Origin of the sequence: Candidatus Leptofilum sp., from assembly GCF_965223525.1 — a bacterium.
Classification (GTDB): domain Bacteria; phylum Chloroflexota; class Anaerolineae; order Promineifilales; family Promineifilaceae; genus Leptofilum.
This window is the reverse complement of the sequence record NZ_CBDCWX010000005.1, coordinates 1,058,535-1,075,728: the sequence shown is the minus strand read 5'-3', so window position 1 is coordinate 1,075,728 and position 17,194 is coordinate 1,058,535. Positions and strand designations below refer to the sequence as shown.

The window sequence follows — 17,194 nt, the reverse complement described above, 5'->3', positions numbered from 1 at the left end:
TGATCCCCCTCTACCAGATTATCTGTTTTGATAATGCTGAAAGGTGAAATGTCATGACGGTTATTGCTCCGTTCCATACCCTTGGACAAAAAGATATTCCCCTCGCTGGTGGCAAAGGTGCCAACCTGGGCGAAATGACCGCCGCTGGTTTCCCCGTCCCGCCAGGATTTGTCCTGACTACTGCCGCGTATGATGCTTTTGTGAAAGAACACGGTTTACAACAGCAGATTGTGGGACTTGCGCGCACAGTTTCGGCGAGTGATCCGCAATCGGGCGAAGCCGCCTCGGCTAAGATTAAGCAGCTCTTTTTAGCAGCGGAGGTTCCTGCAGAGACTGCCAGAGCGGTTTTGACTGCCTATGAAAATCTGAACAGCACAGCAACGGCTGTTGCCGTTCGTTCATCCGCCACCGCCGAAGATTTACCAGATGCCAGTTTTGCCGGGCAGCAGGAAACCTACCTCAATGTGCAAGGCAAAGACGCCCTGCTGGAGGCCGTGAAAAAGTGCTGGGCTAGCCTGTGGACTGCCCGCGCAATCGCTTACCGATTGCGCCAAGCGATTGATCCGAACAGCGTCAGTCTGGCCGTTGTTGTGCAGCAACTCGTTCCAGGCGAAGCTTCTGGCATTTTGTTTACAGCCAACCCGGTCAATGGGCAGCGAGATCAACTGCTCATCAATGCCACCTGGGGCTTGGGCGAGGCGATTGTAAGCGGGCAGGTCACACCAGACAGCCTGATTGTGGACAAAGCAACGTGGAAGATTCTCTCCAGCGAGATAACAACCAAAGCGGTGATGACCGTACGCACCGATGCGGGGACGGAAGAACAAGCCGTGCCTGTGGAACTGCAAACGCAGCGCGTGCTTGATGAGGGTACGGCCGTTTCCCTCGCCAAACTCGCCACCAAAATCGAAGCCCACTACAACCTGCCTATGGACATCGAATGGGCCATCGCCAACGGGGAGATCGCTATCCTGCAAGCCCGCCCCATCACCTCACTGCCAGACCCCAAACCAGAACCGTTGCAAAATGTCGTCTGGGAACCCATTGTCCCTAACACCGTCTGGATGCGCCGCCAAATTGTGGAGCATATGCCCCAACCGCTCTCGCCACTATTTGAAGACCTTTATCTGCGGCAGGGGCTTACCAACGCCATGAATTTTTTGATGGAAGCTCTGGAATCTATCAGCGGGGTCACTTTTGATTTTAACAAGATGATTCCCCACGGCTTTGCTGGCACCATCAATGGCTACGCTTACACAACTGGCAGCTTCACCATGGATTTTGAGGACTTTAAGGGGATCATGCGGATTTACGGCCGTCTCCCCCAATTTCTCAACATGAACGCCTTCGACTGGGATAGCGAAGTGCTGCCCGACTATCTAGCCCTCATCACCCACTGGGAAGCCAAAGACCTTACCCAGGAAACAGACCAAGCCTTACTGCAAGGCATCGCCGACATGGCAGCCGCCGACGGCTATTACTGGTTCGGCTCCGCCAGAAATCTGGGATTTTCCCGACTGGTAGACCCATTTTTTGACAAATTATTGAAATCACCGCTCATTCGGCACGCCCTTCCAGAATCGCGCCGCGCCAGTGCCGCCTTTTTGCGCGGGTTCGATTCCAAAGCGCTGGATGCCCAGGCAGACATGGAAGCCATCGCCATACTAATTCGCAACTCTGAAACTTTGCCTGATTTGGTTCTCAAAACAGAAGCCAATGCCCTCATTTCAGCCTTAAACGAACATCCAGAAGGCCAGCCAGTGCTTGATAACCTTCAGCAATTTCTGAATAAATATGGCCACCAAATCTACAATCTAGACTTTGCCGAACCAACCCAAACAGAAGACCCGCTCCCCATTTTGCTGAGTCTCAAAGCGCTAGTTAAAAATCCACCCGCGCAGGATGTCCGCACTCGTCAGGCCAAAATGGCCAAAGAACGAGATGTATTAGTCGCCCAGACAGAGCAGCAGCTCAATCCATTGTCGCTGTCAATTTTCCGCTGGGTCTGGAAGTGGACTAAAAAATATGCCCCCTACCGTGAAAACGTGATGTTTTACATGGGCGCAGCTTGGCCAACGCTGCGAAAGCTAGCCAAAGAGTTGGGCCAACGCCTTACTGATGCCGGTGCCATCGCCACGCCAGATGACATTTACTACCTTGATAGTAGTGAAATCAATTTGGCAATTGCAGCTCGTGCTAACGGAGCACCCATGCCATCTTTTGCTCAACGGGTAAAAGAGCGGCGCACCTTGCGCGAAGCCCGCAAGCTGCTCACGCCACAACCAGCAGTCCCCCCTCGCGGTAGCCTCAAGATGGGGCCATTCGATCTTTCAATGTTTGATCCCACACCCCACAACTCTGCTACCGAAGGCGCAATTTTGCGTGGCTATGCAGTCAGCACAGGCCAAGTTACGGCTCCCGCTACGGTCATTCATTCCGCCGCTGATTTCGACAAAATGCAACCTGGCACAATCTTGGTTTGTACAACCACGACTCCGGCGTGGACACCGCTCTTTTCTCAGGCAATTGGGTTGGTCACGGACGTAGGCGGCGCATTGGCACACGGCTCCATCGTGGCTCGTGAATATGGCATTCCGGCCGTGATGGGTACGGGTGTCGCAACCGAACGCATCAAAACTGGCACGATGCTCAAAGTTGACGGGGATGCTGGTACGGTCACCCTTGTTGATGAATTTGACCCTGTTGAAGAGCAAAGGCGGCTAGCGCAAAAGCAAGCTGAGCAACAGGCGGCTGCCAAGCGGCGCAAAGTGCTTATGGCCGTCATTGCTGGGTTTATTGCTGGCTTGATTTGGTGGCGAAGACGAAAATAGGTTCTTTTGGTTGAGGGATGTCATGAAACAAAAAAACCAGCCGATTGGCTGGTTTTTTGGCTGTGCCCCTACGGAGATTCGAACTCCGGTCTTAGCCTTGAAAGGGCTACGTCCTAGTCCCCTAGACGATAGGGGCAACGGGCGAAATTTTATCATTCTGCGGCAGTTGGGTCAAGAAGTTTGTATAATTCGGTATGAATACTGCCAACTGGTTGGTGCGCCCGCCTAAATTCAGCGATGTTGATCCGCTGCAAGCAATTGCCACGGCCGTTTCTCAACCAACCCAGCCTATCCAAGCAATTCTTACCCAGCAAACAAACGGCCGTTTCTGGACCCTCGCCCAACAAAACCAACCCATCGGCTACGCAGCACTGCTGCCGCTACCCGGTTTGCCCCACCTGTTCGAGCTGACGGGCGGCATCGTGCCACAATTTCAGCGGCGAGGGGCAGGCAGCTTTTTGTGGCAGGCAATGCGGGCGGATGTAATGGGAACGGCCGTTCACCAAATCACTTACACCACCGAACAGTTAGAAACACCCGCCGCCCACTTTTTGCGCCATCATCAATTTGAGTTGGATCATGAAGAGTGGACAATGCAGCTACACAATCTGCCTAACGCGACCCTGCTCCAGCCTGCTCAACGAGGCACAGTAAGACAGCTAAATCGGGAAACGGCCGTTCGCACCCTGCCCAACCTTTACAGTCGCTGCTTTGCCCGCACGCCCTGGTTCCAACCGTACAGTGCCGCCGAAATTGCCGCCAGTTGGCAATCAGCAGACGAATTGTGGATATTGGCAACCGACGACGAAGTCATCGGCTTTGCTTGGCTGCATTTTCCTGAACGTAAGACGGCCTTCATTGAACCAATTGGCATTGTGCGTGAGAAGCAAGGCGTGGGCCACGGCCGTTTCCTCCTCACCACCGTCCTGCAAAGCCTGAAAAATCGGGAATTCCAAACAGTTTCTTTAGGTGTATGGGCAAATAATGAGACGGCTGTTCACCTTTACCAAAGCGTCGGCTTTCGTCACGTTAGCAGCAGTTACAGCCTCACCTATACCATCCAGTCAACATGAGCGTTCCCTAGAACCATCTTTACGATTAACCCAAACCATCTTACAATGAACCTTGTATCAGTAATCGGTAAGCAGTTATCAGTAATCCGTGGTCGTTGACCCGTATACCGATTACGGATGCCCGATAACCGATTGTCTCTGCAAGTTAAAAATGGAGAAAACAGCATGTTCAAAGATATTGCCGATGTACGCCAACGATTAGGCCAACAGCAGTACATCGCCTCTGAAGAAATTGGCACTGTCGTTTATTTGGCGCATTCACTTTGCAAGCCTATTTTGGCCGAAGGGCCTGCGGGCGTAGGCAAAACAGAGCTCGCCAAAGTGTGGGCACTGGCTACCGGAATGCCGCTTATTCGCCTGCAATGTTATGAAGGGCTGGACGAAAGCAAAGCACTGTACGAATGGGAGTACGCCAAGCAGATGCTGTACACGCAATTGCTGCGTGACACGCTTCGCAACGTCTTGGGGGATGTTACCACCCTAGCAGAAGCCGCCGGAAGGCTCGCCAAAGAAGAAGATGTCTTTTTCTCCGAAAACTTCTTACTCCCCCGCCCCCTGCTCACCGCCCTCACCTCAGATGAACCCGTTGTGCTGCTGATTGATGAAATTGATCGCGCCGATGTAGAGTTTGAAGCCTTTTTGCTGGAAGTGCTCAGCGATTTTCAAGTGAGCGTGCCGGAATTGGGCACGATTACGGCCAAGCACCAGCCAATGGTGCTGCTCACCAGCAACAACACCCGCGAACTCAGCGAAGCACTCAAACGCCGCTGCCTCTACCTGCACGTGGATTACCCTACCCAAAATGCGGAATTGGAAATTGTGCGCCTCAAGGTGCCAGACCTCAAGCCAGAACTAGCCGAGCAGGCCGTCGCCGTTGTCAACCAGCTACGCAACATGGATTTACGCAAAATGCCCAGCATTAGCGAGACGCTAGATTGGGCGCGTGCCCTGGTGACGCTCAATGCAGATTCAATTGACGAAAAGACGCTCACCAACACGCTCACGGTGCTGCTAAAGTATGAGGCCGATGTGCAAAAAGCCCGCCGCATGATGGGCGGCGACGATGGGGGACGATACGGCCGTTATAATCGGTAAGTTCGTATTCAGTAATCAGTGAACCAGTAGTCAAACTGAATACCGGCTTTCGGAGAAAGCAGATGGATAACAGAATTGTAGAGTTTATACGAGGCTTACGCGCTGCAGGCGTACGTGTGTCACTAGCAGAATCGGTGGATGCGCTGCACGCGGTTGAAGAGCTAGGCATCACCAATAAAGAGGTGTTCCGTTCCTCGCTACGCGCCACGCTCATCAAAGAGTCAGACGATTTTGCCGCCTTCGAGGAACTGTTCCCGCTCTACTTTGGCAGCGGCGGCCCCCCACTGCAAAATGCTCTGGATGATATGAGCCCTGATGAACAACAGATGCTGGAGATGGCATTGAGTGCGTTAAGCGGCCGTATGCAGCAACTACTAGACTGGCTCTCTAGCGGCGATGGTCCCACCAAAGAAGAGCTGGAAGAGATGGCTCGCCGCGCCGGGGTGGAGTGGGCCAACAATCCGCAAGAAGCCCGCTGGGTATCGCGCCGCATGTTGCAGCAGATGGGTTTTGCCCACCTGGAAGAGCAAATGCAGCAGCTTTACGAAAAGCTGCAAGAGATGGGCATGAGCCAAGAAGCCATCGAAAAGCTGATGGGCGTGGTGGAAGCCAACCGCGAAGCGTTGGCCGAGCAGGTAGCCCAGCAAGTGGGGCAGCAAATTGCCGAGCAGCGCGCCAACCGCGCCGACGATCTGCACGGTTCCGACCTCATGAACAAGCCCCTGCAATCTCTAACGGAAGAGGACGCTAACCAGCTACGCAAAGAGGTTCAGCGACTGGTTACGCAGATGCGTAGCCGGGCGGCTCTGCGGCGCAAGCGGGGCAACAAGGGCAAATTCGACTCCAAAAGCACCATCCGCGCCAACCAGAAAAATGGGGGCGTGCCGATTGAGCTAAAATTCAAAAAGAAAAAGCTCAAGCCCAGTTTGGTACTCATTTGCGATGTGTCTACTTCGATGCGGGCAGTGGCCGAATTTATGCTGCGGCTCACCTACGAACTGCAAGACCAGGTGGCCAAAGCGCGCAGCTTTGCCTTTAATTCTGACATGCTGGAAATTAGCGTCACGCTCTCTGGCAGCCGCGCCGCCGATGCGGTGACAAAGGTGCTGTACGACATTCCCCCCGGCTACTACGCCACCGATTTGGGCAACAGCCTGAATACATTTAGCAAAAAGTTTATGGATGCGGTGGACGGCCGTACCACCGTCGTCATTTTGGGGGATGGGCGCAACAATTACAACTCCCCGCGCATTGACCTGATGAAAGATTTGCAGCGTCGCGCCAAGAAGCTGGTTTGGTTCAACCCGGAATACCAGCGGCAGTGGGGCACTGGCGACAGCGACATGCTGGAATATTACCCGGTCTGTGATTCGGTTAGTGTAGTGCGAAATTTAGCGCAGTTGGCAACGGCCGTAGACCGCCTCCTTGCCGACGCCTAAAACAATCCGTAGCCGCGATTTCTTATCGCGCTTTTGGGCGCAGCAAGAAACTGTGAGGTTGGTACAACTTTGCGCTATAATCAACGTAATAAAGATATGCAACGCGACTGTTCAGGGACAACATTCGTGGCTATTTAGCAAGCTGTCCCGGTGGAGGCAGGTCATGATTCATAACTCATCCCCTTGAGCCTGAAAGCCTAATAGTGTGTTTTCTTCGTGTATGATGGCGGCTGCGTGTGTACGGTCGTCTTGTTTTGCTTGAGAATAGAGGAATATAGAATCATGAAACTCAATTGTCCCAAATGTGGCACAGAAATCCTGTCCGAAAATATGAATCTGGATCGCATGATAGCAAAATGCAATCGTTGCCATTCGGTATTTAGCTTTGCAGATCGGCTAGACACGCCAACTACCCCCGCCAAACTGGATGCTCCCCAACCAGAAAAAGTCCGAGTAGAAAATTCAGGCACGGATCTTACCCTGCACTGGCGTTGGTTCAGTTGGTATATTGTGCCAATGACGCTCTTCGCCCTTTTCTGGAATGGCATTATCCTATTCGGCTTTGGCGGGGCGTTCTTTTTTGCAGACAGCGGCGAACTGCCTTCTTTCGCTTCCTTATTGCCACTTCTAATTTTGCCTCACTTTTGGGTGGGATTGGCACTGATTTACTATGTTCTCACTGGCTATCTCAACAAAACTGTCGTAACGGTAAATTATGGACAGCTTTCCGTACAGCATGGACCATTGCCCTGGTGGGGCAACAAACGTTACGAACCATCACATATTGTGCAGCTTTACACGAAAGAAAACCGCTCTAGGTTCAGGCGAAATACGTGGTCAGGGAGTTTTGAAGTTCATGTGATTCTTAAAAAGGGAACCCATCAGAAATTGTTATCTGGTCTGGACTCATCTGAGCACGGCTTGTTTGTTGAACAGGCACTAGAAACGTACTTGAACATCACGGATCATGCTGTACGAGGTGAATACGGCCGTTAACAATTTTTTCCTTATGAAGCAAGCCGTAACGGTCACTTTACTCTTTCAGCAATGATTGTGACACGGTCTCAATAGCCCTTTCCAGCCATTCAATTTGCATCCGCTCAAACCGTATCCCAAAGTCCAGCGTCAGCGCACCATACTTCTGTTCAAGATCAACCGTGGGATCATCAACTGCCGGAAGAGCAACATCATGGTAATAAGCGAGCTGCATTTGATGTTGGCGAACCTGATCCGCCAATACGCTCAAAACGTCTTCCGGCGCAATGTTTCGCATAAAATAAAGCTGAACCAAAAAAGGAACCTGAACTGGTTTGAGTGAATACGACTGGCGCAACCAATTTTGCAGCGCGTTTTGGCCCGCAAGGGTAATCTGATATTCTCGCCGATTTGGTCGGCCTGTTTGTATTTCCAGATTGCTAACTACCCACCCTTCTTCCTCCAAACGCTCCAGGGTTCGGTAAATTTGTTTTTGATTTGCCGGGAAAAAATTCCCAACCGAGCCATCAAAATAGCGCGTCTTGAGATCATATCCTGACAGTGGTTCAAACTCTAAGAAACCCAAAATTGCATACTTTAGCGTCATGGTTTTTTCCTCTTGATCTTGACGGCAATGACATTATTAGGTACTATTTTAATATTGACAATGTCAATATTGCCATTTAACCTATACTGTCCATATCGTAAGTTAATAACTGCAATTCGACAACCTGCACTTTCTGGAAACAAACAATGCCAAGAAAAATGAAAGCCACAGTTTTTAGATTTACCAATATTGCTATCCTGGCAGCCGTGCTCATTCTTACACTAACTGGCCTGTACAGCTTCATTTGGGTCAGTGGCGGCTGGATTGTTGAGATTCACCGCATTGCTTCCTGGGCGTTGCTGGCTTTACTTCCCTGGAAGGTGGTCATCTCGTGGCGTTCGCTGCGCCGGGGTTTGGGCAAACGGCCGGATCGCAACATTGTGGTGGCCATCTCCTTGCTGCTGGCAACATTGGCTATAATGGCCGTCATCCTGGCCTTGCTGTGGACGTGGCAAATTGGCGAACAGACGGCCTTCGGCCAACGACTGCTTTGGTGGCATTGGATTTTGGCGCTAATTTTACTTATTCCCTTTGCAATTCACACTTGGCGGCGTTGGCCACGCCCCAAAAGAGCGGATTTTACCTCCCGGCGCGCAGCTTTGCATTTGCTTGGTTTGGGCACGGTGGGGCTGATTGGCTGGCGACTGGCAGAAGCGTTGGCTAATTTTCGGGCAACGGCCGTATCCCCACGGCTTATCACGGGTTCGCGCCAACAGGGTGCCTTTAGCGGCAACGACTTCCCCATCACTAGCGAAAGAGCCCCAACAATCGATGCAGAAAAATGGCAGCTAAAGGTCAGCGGCGCAGTTAGGAACAAATTCAATCTATCCACCACAAAGCTCTCAGATTATACCTACCAAGAGACTGAAGCGGTGCTGGATTGCACCAACGGCTGGTGGACTATTCAAAATTGGGGTGGCATTCCGCTAGAAACGCTCTTGGCGGAAGCAGAAATCAATGAGGAGGCGATTGCGGTTCGGCTCACCTCGGTAACAGGGTATTCGCAAGTGTTTACCCTTGAAGAAGCCAACCAGATTTTGGTGAGCACGCATGTGGGTGGTGAGCCGCTTTCTCATTGGCACGGTGCCCCGGCACGGGCGGTTGTCCCTTCACGCCGCGGCACGTTTTGGGTGAAGTGGCTGTCTGAGATTGTGGTTTTGGATTCAATAGGCCAAATTTTGGCGCATCCTATTTCTATCCGCTAAAGCAAGCACCACCAACTATCTGAGTTCAATTAGGCTTATCCCCCTAGTTTGGCATTGGCTGCTTCGATGGCCGGAATCAAGCGATTCAAGCTGTCGTTGATGCCGGTCCGTGCCACGCCATAGTTTAAACCACTAAGCCCTCCGCCACCGCCGTCGCACAAAGCGTTGATGCTTTCATTGGTTGCCAGGAAGTTCTCAACGGCAAAGATGTAGTCGTTGTAGATGCCTGCCCAATCATCCGGTACGCCGCTGTAGGTGGCACTGCGGATGGCATCATCGTAGTAGCCCTGGTATTCGACGCAGGTCTGGTTTTCGCCATTGAACAGCCTGTCCAGCAAACCGCCCGCCTGCTCAATAGTCGAGCGGACGCCATTCATACTGTCGCGCAGGGCTGTGGGGCTAAAGGCAATGGGATTCGGCCGTACGGGATCATTAGATACAGGATTAGGTGTAGCCGTTGCAGACGAAGGTGCTGTCCCCAAAGTGGCATCATCCCAGATAGCTTCATTGTGAGCGGGAGAATTAGGGCCAACATATTGACTTACCAACAAAATGGAAAGTCGCTCGCTCTCTGCAATAGCATCTACCGATATGAATTGCCATGCGTCCAAGGGTCTCACAAAGCCCGTACAAAAACTTTTTGCGGAATTGGGATCGCCTTCGCCGAATGTGTTTATACAAAGACGCGCACTAAAATCGCCGGGGTTTTCAGAGATAGTACGATCTTCCCCACTGCTAGACCATATTTTCACCCACGCCCCGGCACGGTAAGTGGCGCCGGGCGTTACATTTGTGCTGACTACTTGATAATAAATATTGTGAAACGTCGTGCTTGAGGTTGGCCCTAGTTGGAAAGCCGCCATTTGGCCTGAATGAACAAACTGTGGATTGTCTCCAGCTCCGTAGAAATGTTGAATCGTTGGGCCAGCATGATGAGCTTCCCACGGTTCCCCACCAAGCTCGAAGCCGGGATTAACAAGCAAATTGGGGCCAGCCGGTGCTGGGGCTGGCGGCGGAGCAGAGACGGGTGCTGGCGGAGCGGTGGTGGCCGTAGCTGGCATCTCTGTTGGCGTTGCCGTGGCAGTATTTGTGGCCGTTGGTTCGGTAGTGGGTGTTTCTGTGGGGGCAGCGGTGTTGGTGGCTGTGGGTTCTGGCGTGGGGGTGTTGGTTTCGGTGGGAACGGCCGTAAGCGTCGCGGTTTCGGTTGGGACGGCTGTGTTGGTTGGCGGAACGGCCGTCTCTGTGGGCACCACATCCGGTTGCTCGGTTGCCCCAGCAATTTCGGCCGCAGGCGCTTCCTGACACCCCATCAGTAAGAATAAACAACAAGTAATAATCAGGCATGTAAATTTCTTCATTGAAAAATCCTCCAACAAACTGAATGCAACTGTCCAATTTTTAGCGAAACGCCTCTAAAAATCACCTTACAATTATAATCGTTTCGGCATGAAGAATAGCACCAATCATCCAAATTGCTGTTATTTGCATAGATGAGGAGCAGCTACAAGCTATTCGGGAGTGGGCTGGCCTGGTAACTATTTTGAGACTTGTGCCCATTTAGGCGGGGTGAACGCCATTCGCACTGGCGACAGCCTTCAATGGCGTTCCGCGCATCAATTTCTAGACAAAACCTTGACAAATCTAGTAAAATTCTGTACAATGCGGGCATGAATACAAAAAATATCTCTCCAAAAATTGTGCAAGCTGTCAATATCGCAGCATTTGTTGCGGTACTTATTATGAATTTTTTATCAAATCTGCTGCCGCTAAACGGCCGTACGCCCGGTGAAATTTCAGATGCACTCCCGTCGTACTTCACGCCCGCTGCCTATACGTTCTCCATTTGGAGCGTCATCTATTTAGCTTTGCTGGGCTTCATCATTTACCAGGCGTTGCCATCAAATCGGCACAAGCCTTTCTTGACACAAATTGGCTACTGGTTTGCACTCAGCAGCGTGGTCAACATCGCCTGGCTGTTTGCCTGGCATTACGGATTTTATGCGCTCTCAATCTTTTTTATGGTATCCATTTTGGTAACGCTCATTACCATTTACCGACGCCTGAAAATTGGTCAGCCAGCCCCGAACTCGTCTTTGGCAAACAAGCTGTTGGTGCAATTCCCATTCAGCATTTATCTCGGCTGGATTACAGTGGCAACGATTGCCAACGTAGCCAGCGTGCTTAACTATTTAGGCTGGGATGGCTTAGGCATTGCCGAACCAACTTGGGCGGCCATCATGATGGGCGTGGCGGTAGTTGTGGTTGGGCTACTGCTGTTCAACCGTCGTAATCTATCTTACGCGGGCGTGCTGATTTGGGCATTGTTTGGCATCCGGGCAGCCAATAGTGGTGTGCCGATTGTGGCGAATACGGCCGTTATCGCCGCCGCTCTCATCTTAATTCTGGCGCTGGTGGGCTACTGGCGCACCCGTGAAGCAAAATTACCCATCTCAACCCGAACGCAACCTGCCTAATATGGACGGGTGCAGTTTAGGAACATACCCTTTTGCTAACGCCGCCACAGTTGATGGCGGCGTTATTGTTGTTACCTGGTCTAACTTCGGGCGGCTGACTGCTTCATCGTAACTATCTGGCTGCCAGCGGAAAAGAGCATCTTCCCAAACGAGATACGGCCGTTCCCGCCACAAAATAAAAGTGCCGTTGGGAAGCTCTTTTAGAACGGCCGTAAACGTGCGCTTCTTCTTGTTTTTCTTGTAAAAATCTTCCGTCATCCGTTCGGCATGGAGAGTGGCATCCATTTCGGCCGTTTTCAGCGGTGGCTCCACATTGTTCCCCAACAGCCACGCTTCCCGAAAAGCATTTGCCGCAGCACGACGGCATTCAAAGCATGGGCGATGTCCCGCTGCTAGCGCCGTCGCCTCGTCCAGGAAAAAAAGCTCGGTGTAGCGCCCTGGCTGCATGAGCTTGCGCCGCCGTCCCTTAAATTGAAGTTGGCAAATAATCCATGCTTTGTGGGCGTAAGGCATTACAATTTCTTGCTGAGCATTGTGTAAAATTCCCCGATTCCCCATGAACAGCCCTCGGGCCGGGGTGGCAATAATGTCACCTTCTGGCGTAATGCGGTTTTGTTTGGGCATTGGTTTTCCTTAATTATGATGGTTTGCTCACCGGAAATACGGCCGTTTCCTCGTTCAATATTACGCGCGTTTTGTGTTTGTTAATTGTAGCTGTATTGGGAGGAAAAAGATGTCTACAGATGAAAACCAGGAAAATATTCTCAAATGGGCGATCCGCTACGTGCTGATCCCCGTCTCGTTGGCGGTGATCACCGGCATGTTTGCCCTGGAAGTGATTGATCGCGAGATTGATAGCCGCCAGCAACCGCAGGGAAATGTAGCCGATTCAATTGAATCAATTTTTGCCACGATGACGGCCGTTGCGCCCAAAACGCAACCGGAACCCACAGAAACACCGCTGCCCACAAATACGCCCACCGTACCGCCCACGCCCGCAACGGAAGCCAAAGTGGACGCAACACCCGTGGTGGAGGGTGAAGACGATGGTGGCAATGTGAATAAAGAGGTTCCAGCGGATACGGCCGTTTCCACCTGTGGCCAGGTTCCGGCGGACTGGCAACTGTACACGGTACAGCCCGGCAATACACTTTACTCATTAGCCCGCTGGAGCGGCACCACCATCGCCAACATCCAGCAGGCCAACTGCCTGTATGGCCAGCTAATGGCCTACAGCCGCATCTGGCTGCCACCATTTTTTGTGGAGGAAACCGCCGAGCCAATCGTCGAAGTAACGCCGGTCACCGTAACGCCAACCATCACCGTTACGGAAGAAGTGGCTTTGCCTGACCTCATCAACGACACACGCGATTGGCCCGTCGTTGATACAAGTTGTGACGACGAATGTGTCACAACCGTAACGCTGGCAGTGAGGAATGTGGGAACGGCCGTATCGGATTCTTTCGACGTGCTAGTGCGGCTTGACCCACAACAGTCGGTAGTCATTGTGGGAGTGATGGAGGGTCTTGGGCCAGGTGGAGGCACAACGCTCACCCTTAGCAGTCCGCTCGGAGATAGCTGTTATGATCCCGACTGCACTGTTTGCATCTCCGTAGACAGCCGCGGCGCAATTACCGAAGCCAACGAAGAGAATAATTTATACTGCACCACATTTGGCGGTTAACATACATGTTATTTGCTCGAATTAGCGCGAATTTTCGCAAATTAAACATTCGTGCTAATTCGCGTCAATTCGTTGCAAAATTGCCACTCAAACTTAATTTTTCCATTAAATGCCGCTAATAATAATCAGTATCAGGGCGGGGAGAATGCAGCAGGCCGCCAGCAGAAGTGGGATGCCAAATAAGAAGATGCTAACCATGAGGAAAGCGGCCGTTCTAGGATTTTGTTTCTCTAGCCAGGTAGGCTGTACGGCCGTTCCCGGTGGTGATTTCTCAGCCAGCGCAGCCAAATGGGCGAGGGCGCTAACCCATTGCCGGGCCGCTTCTGGGGTGAAGTCGTTGGGCATGGCGGGGGTGCTCCACTGCCACCTGCCGACATACGCTTCGCTGTCCAAACTATTTAGTTTTCCGGGACTGAAGGACACGGCCGCTCCGGGGGGCAAGGTGGGGTTGTTCATGAGGAGGATGAGATGGGATTGAACGGCCGTATCTGCTAAGAAGTCCTCCAACCAGGCGGGGTCGTGGGCAAAGGCGATAAAGTTCTCAACCAGAGTGGGCACATTTTCCACCGGGCGATTGCCCCAAAAACGCTGCATAAATCCTACAAACCGCCGCGCCAAACCGCGTGGCTGCCCCAGCATCAGGCGGCTCATTACCGGGGTCGTGACAGAAATGCTCAGCCACAGCCCGGTAAATTTGCGGTAGCTGATGGAACCAGTGACGTATCGGTTGCGGGTGCGGGTGGCGATGGAGATTTCGTAGGAACGGCCGTTAATCTCCCCAAAATATTTACGCCCGCCAAACAGTGACCCCGGCTGCAAGCCCAGCGGCAAAAAGCAGCGGTCCAGCTGCGCCCCCACATCACCCAGCCCCGCCACAATCAGCGGCTTCCCCACACCCTTGTTCAGATCATTTTCAATCATGCCTTCTCCAAATTTGCTTGCAAATCAAATAACTGATCCACATTCTACCAGGCAACCGATCACAATCCGATCCGAAATCTTTCATTGGTTTTGATAATTTTTGAAGTACCAATAACAAATATGGAATGAGGCTATTGTATATAGTAAGGTGACAAGGTACAGTGCTTCAATTCAGTCAGTCATTAGCGACTCTTAGCTTGGAGAGTAAGCTAAAAAGCACTATCTCAACCTGTGAACATTATCACCTACAAAATGTGACAATATAGAATTGTCTGTTCTCAAATTGAACTCAATAATTTTCTATAATATCCTTGTTTCTGTTACATTATTTTCATAGCACTTTGCTTTTGAAGAAATTTTTGTGCCAGTTTGGAGAATTATAATGAAAAATCGTATCTTGAAATCCTTTGTTTTTTCCTTCCTTATCGTTTTTGTTGCTGTTTTCTTAAAATCAAATTTGGAAGCTCAAGGTGACGAATCCGCAATTCCTCCGCGATTAGACCCTGAAAGTTTTGAGCCTATGCGTTTTTTAGAAACTTCGATAAGTGCCGAAGAAGAGCTGCGGCCAGATGTTCCCAATATTGTAAGTTGGGGGGAAATAGTCTTGCAAACATACAGAGATGGCAATTGGGAAGTTTACACAATGAATACAGTTGGCAATGAAGAACAGAGAATTACAAATCATGCCAAGTCAGATATTCATCCAAGATTCAATCGTGGTACTACGTCTATCATTTTTGCCTCAAATAGAGATGGCGATTATGAAATTTATTCTGTTAATCCAGATGGGTCAAACCTAAAACAACTCACCTTCAATTCCACAGATGATGTAAACCCCACCTGGTCTTTTGATGGTACAAGAATTGCGTTTCAGGCTTATCGAGACGGTCAGGCCGAAATATACATGATGAATAAAAATGGAACTGGGCAAACTCGTTTAACAACGAACAGCGCATATGAAGGCACTCCATCTTGGTCGCCCGATGGCACGAAAATTGCATTTGTTTCAAATAGAACTGGGGGATACCGAATTTTTGTTATGGATTCTGAAACAGGCGAAGGGCAATTACAGCTTTCAAATCAACCATACAGCCTCAATCCAACTTGGTCTCCAAATGGGAAATATATTGCATATGATGCTGATGGGGATGGAGATGGTTGGCAAGATATTTGGGTGATGAATGTAGATGGATCAGATCAGCGTGAATATTTCGATCCCCCTGGACAAGTTGATGCTTGGGTAAGAAGTTGGTTTGGGGGAGCTGTTATCGCATTTACAGAAATATCCTTTATCCAGTATCAAGGTTCCTGGTATTGGACTGAAGCAATTGCAAGCTATGTTGGGTTTCAAAATAATTATCCAAGTACATCCTATTCATCTACATTTCATGGTGGAAACACAGATTGGCACCCAGATGTACAAACGATTGATGCACAAGCCCCATTCAGTGTCATAAACTTTGCCCCTGATTTTATTCAGCGAGATGAGAAGGACAATTCAATAAACTATGGAACATGTTGGTTTGTTTATGAAACCGGTGGCTCAGATTTTGCTGCAATTGAAGTAGAATATCGAGGAGAAGGAGAGGATTGGCAATATTTTTCCTACATACAAGATCAATGTGGAAACTTTCTTCCATATCACAAGGAGGATTATCGTTACGGTTGGTTTGAATTTCGCGGCAGAGCTTATGATTGGGCACAAAATTTTGAACCGTGGCCCAGTCAACCTGAATACAAATTTTTGGTTTACGAATGGGTTCTTGAAGCAACAACTCAGGACAATCGGGGAAATTATTTAGAATCTACACAGATAGTTGCCGATAATCTGTTGCATACTATAAAGAATCCTGAAGGAAATTTGCAAACTTTCTATTTTGCTGAAACGGTTGATCAATTTGCAAGTTGGTCAAATGTGGAAAGTGGTTATTTATCGCTACCTGAGACTGAGTATCCTACCAGATATGCTAGGGCAAGTGCAGATGTATATCTTCCAAGTGCTGATAACCTTATTGCAGATTGGGGGTTTGAGAATAATGATTTGTCGCTAGCTTGGACAGTCGAGGGAACACATTCATCTCCTTCAACCGGAATATTTCACAGTGGAATGCAATCAATTTTGTTTAACGATTCTATACGTGCTATCTCTCAAACAGTAACAATACCGCTTGATATGACTTATCCTACATTATCCTTTGTATCTGGACCGGTTGGCTCTTCAGATTATGACCTAATCGTTTCAATATGGGGGGAATCGACACAAGATACATTTTTTATTTCAGATCTCTCATTTTGGGAACATAGCTGGATAGACCTCAGTCAATGGTCGGGAGAGACAATAACTGTTTCAATAGCGAATGAAGTTCCAGATCATCAAATTTATGTGGATGAAGTTACAATAAGCTCAGCTTATCCAAACATTTGGGTATCACTGCATGGTGATTTGGCTACCCTCCCTGGCGAAGAAATATTATACGAAATAAATTTTGAGAATGAAACAAACCTTGACGCAGAAGCAGCCGAGATAACTATGACTTTGCCACCTTCCTTAGAATTTACCAGCGCATCTATATCTCCAACTGTGAATGGAAACGTCTTGACATGGAATGTCGGGGATTTATTGGCAAATTCTGGTGCTTCATCAATTCAAGTTTCAACAGCAGTTAAAGAATCTGTTAGCACCGGAATAACTTTGGAAACGCGAGTTGAAATCAACTCTTCTACACCTGAACTAGCTTTATCGAATAACTCAGTTGAATTTCAAACATTTGTCGGGGATATACAATTTTTACCTTTAATCTTGCGAAAATAAAGAGCTTGACTCGCTCTCTCCTTTTTTGCTTCCATCTAAATTCGAGGTGAGTTCTATTCACGTCTTGCATATTAGCGA

The 17,194-nt window shown here is 49.9% G+C and carries 13 protein-coding genes and 1 tRNA gene; 9 read left to right on the top strand and 5 right to left on the bottom strand.

What is annotated here, in order from left to right; translation table 11 throughout:
- Positions 1-53 precede the first annotated feature (53 nt).
- A complete protein-coding gene (locus ACOQPM_RS10080; protein ID WP_420629129.1) occupies positions 54-2,831 on the top strand; it encodes a PEP/pyruvate-binding domain-containing protein in 2,778 nt (925 codons plus the stop codon).
- 63 nt (positions 2,832-2,894) lie between these two features.
- Here the strand turns inward: ACOQPM_RS10080 and ACOQPM_RS10075 are convergent.
- Positions 2,895-2,967: transfer RNA gene (locus ACOQPM_RS10075), tRNA-Glu, on the bottom strand.
- Between the two features lie 58 nt (positions 2,968-3,025).
- Between ACOQPM_RS10075 and ACOQPM_RS10070 the strand changes: the two genes are divergently transcribed.
- The 4 genes from ACOQPM_RS10070 to ACOQPM_RS10055 all read left to right on the top strand — a co-directional run bounded on the left by ACOQPM_RS10070 (position 3,026) and on the right by ACOQPM_RS10055 (position 7,434).
- Positions 3,026-3,904: a GNAT family N-acetyltransferase gene (locus tag ACOQPM_RS10070; protein WP_420629128.1), complete on the top strand. Its 879-nt coding sequence runs from the start codon at positions 3,026-3,028 to the stop codon at positions 3,902-3,904.
- Positions 3,905-4,069: 165 nt separating this feature from the next.
- Entirely contained in the window at positions 4,070-4,999 is a 930-nt protein-coding gene (locus ACOQPM_RS10065; protein ID WP_420629127.1) for an AAA family ATPase, read from the top strand.
- 62 nt (positions 5,000-5,061) lie between these two features.
- Entirely contained in the window at positions 5,062-6,438 is a 1,377-nt protein-coding gene (locus ACOQPM_RS10060; RefSeq protein ID WP_420629126.1) for a vWA domain-containing protein, read from the top strand.
- Between the two features lie 282 nt (positions 6,439-6,720).
- Positions 6,721-7,434, top strand: a complete 714-nt coding sequence (locus tag ACOQPM_RS10055; protein WP_420629125.1) for a hypothetical protein — start codon at positions 6,721-6,723, stop codon at positions 7,432-7,434.
- Positions 7,435-7,471: 37 nt separating this feature from the next.
- On the opposite strand, the gene ACOQPM_RS10050 is transcribed toward ACOQPM_RS10055, so the two are convergent.
- Positions 7,472-8,020, bottom strand: coding sequence for a PadR family transcriptional regulator (locus ACOQPM_RS10050; protein WP_420629124.1), 549 nt, complete (start codon positions 8,018-8,020; stop codon positions 7,472-7,474).
- A 146-nt stretch (positions 8,021-8,166) separates the two neighbouring features.
- On the opposite strand from ACOQPM_RS10050, the gene ACOQPM_RS10045 reads away from it, so the two are divergent.
- On the top strand, positions 8,167-9,225 hold the full coding sequence (locus ACOQPM_RS10045; RefSeq protein WP_420629123.1) for a molybdopterin-dependent oxidoreductase: 1,059 nt from the start codon (positions 8,167-8,169) through the stop codon (positions 9,223-9,225).
- A gap of 35 nt (positions 9,226-9,260) precedes the next feature.
- On the opposite strand, the gene ACOQPM_RS10040 is transcribed toward ACOQPM_RS10045, so the two are convergent.
- Complete coding sequence (locus ACOQPM_RS10040) at positions 9,261-10,583, bottom strand: hypothetical protein (protein ID WP_420629122.1); 1,323 nt, start codon at positions 10,581-10,583, stop codon at positions 9,261-9,263.
- A 381-nt stretch (positions 10,584-10,964) separates the two neighbouring features.
- On the opposite strand from ACOQPM_RS10040, the gene ACOQPM_RS10035 reads away from it, so the two are divergent.
- On the top strand, positions 10,965-11,699 hold the full coding sequence (locus tag ACOQPM_RS10035; RefSeq protein ID WP_420629121.1) for a tryptophan-rich sensory protein: 735 nt from the start codon (positions 10,965-10,967) through the stop codon (positions 11,697-11,699).
- Here ACOQPM_RS10035 and ACOQPM_RS10030 read toward each other — a convergent pair.
- Positions 11,676-12,323, bottom strand: coding sequence for a hypothetical protein (locus ACOQPM_RS10030; protein WP_420629120.1), 648 nt, complete (start codon positions 12,321-12,323; stop codon positions 11,676-11,678). The two genes, ACOQPM_RS10035 and ACOQPM_RS10030, sit on opposite strands and share 24 nt — an antisense overlap.
- A gap of 109 nt (positions 12,324-12,432) precedes the next feature.
- Between ACOQPM_RS10030 and ACOQPM_RS10025 the strand changes: the two genes are divergently transcribed.
- Entirely contained in the window at positions 12,433-13,383 is a 951-nt protein-coding gene (locus tag ACOQPM_RS10025) for a LysM peptidoglycan-binding domain-containing protein (RefSeq protein WP_420629119.1), read from the top strand.
- Between the two features lie 105 nt (positions 13,384-13,488).
- Here the strand turns inward: ACOQPM_RS10025 and ACOQPM_RS10020 are convergent, their stop codons facing one another.
- Positions 13,489-14,304 carry a hypothetical protein gene (locus tag ACOQPM_RS10020; RefSeq protein WP_420629118.1) on the bottom strand — a complete coding sequence of 272 codons (816 nt, stop codon included), beginning with the start codon at positions 14,302-14,304 and terminating at the stop codon, positions 13,489-13,491.
- 382 nt (positions 14,305-14,686) lie between these two features.
- Between ACOQPM_RS10020 and ACOQPM_RS10015 the strand changes: the two genes are divergently transcribed.
- Complete coding sequence (locus tag ACOQPM_RS10015) at positions 14,687-17,116, top strand: hypothetical protein (protein ID WP_420629117.1); 2,430 nt, start codon at positions 14,687-14,689, stop codon at positions 17,114-17,116.
- Positions 17,117-17,194: the final 78 nt, after the last annotated feature.

Bases quoted from the DNA above. Each gene is read 5' to 3' on its own strand.
- ACOQPM_RS10070 (WP_420629128.1), top strand. From the start codon at position 3,026: ATGAATACTGCCAACTGGTTGGTGCGCCCGCCTAAATTCAGCGATGTT.
- ACOQPM_RS10065 (WP_420629127.1), top strand. From the start codon at position 4,070: ATGTTCAAAGATATTGCCGATGTACGCCAACGATTAGGCCAACAGCAG.
- ACOQPM_RS10045 (WP_420629123.1), top strand. From the start codon at position 8,167: ATGCCAAGAAAAATGAAAGCCACAGTTTTTAGATTTACCAATATTGCT.
- ACOQPM_RS10035 (WP_420629121.1), top strand. From the start codon at position 10,965: ATGAATTTTTTATCAAATCTGCTGCCGCTAAACGGCCGTACGCCCGGT.
- ACOQPM_RS10040 (WP_420629122.1), bottom strand. From the start codon at position 10,583: ATGAAGAAATTTACATGCCTGATTATTACTTGTTGTTTATTCTTACTG.
- ACOQPM_RS10025 (WP_420629119.1), top strand. From the start codon at position 12,433: ATGTCTACAGATGAAAACCAGGAAAATATTCTCAAATGGGCGATCCGC.
- ACOQPM_RS10015 (WP_420629117.1), top strand. From the start codon at position 14,687: ATGAAAAATCGTATCTTGAAATCCTTTGTTTTTTCCTTCCTTATCGTT.
- ACOQPM_RS10055 (WP_420629125.1), top strand. From the start codon at position 6,721: ATGAAACTCAATTGTCCCAAATGTGGCACAGAAATCCTGTCCGAAAAT.
- ACOQPM_RS10030 (WP_420629120.1), bottom strand. From the start codon at position 12,323: ATGCCCAAACAAAACCGCATTACGCCAGAAGGTGACATTATTGCCACC.
- ACOQPM_RS10080 (WP_420629129.1), top strand. From the start codon at position 54: ATGACGGTTATTGCTCCGTTCCATACCCTTGGACAAAAAGATATTCCC.
- ACOQPM_RS10020 (WP_420629118.1), bottom strand. From the start codon at position 14,304: ATGATTGAAAATGATCTGAACAAGGGTGTGGGGAAGCCGCTGATTGTG.
- ACOQPM_RS10060 (WP_420629126.1), top strand. From the start codon at position 5,062: ATGGATAACAGAATTGTAGAGTTTATACGAGGCTTACGCGCTGCAGGC.
- ACOQPM_RS10050 (WP_420629124.1), bottom strand. From the start codon at position 8,020: ATGACGCTAAAGTATGCAATTTTGGGTTTCTTAGAGTTTGAACCACTG.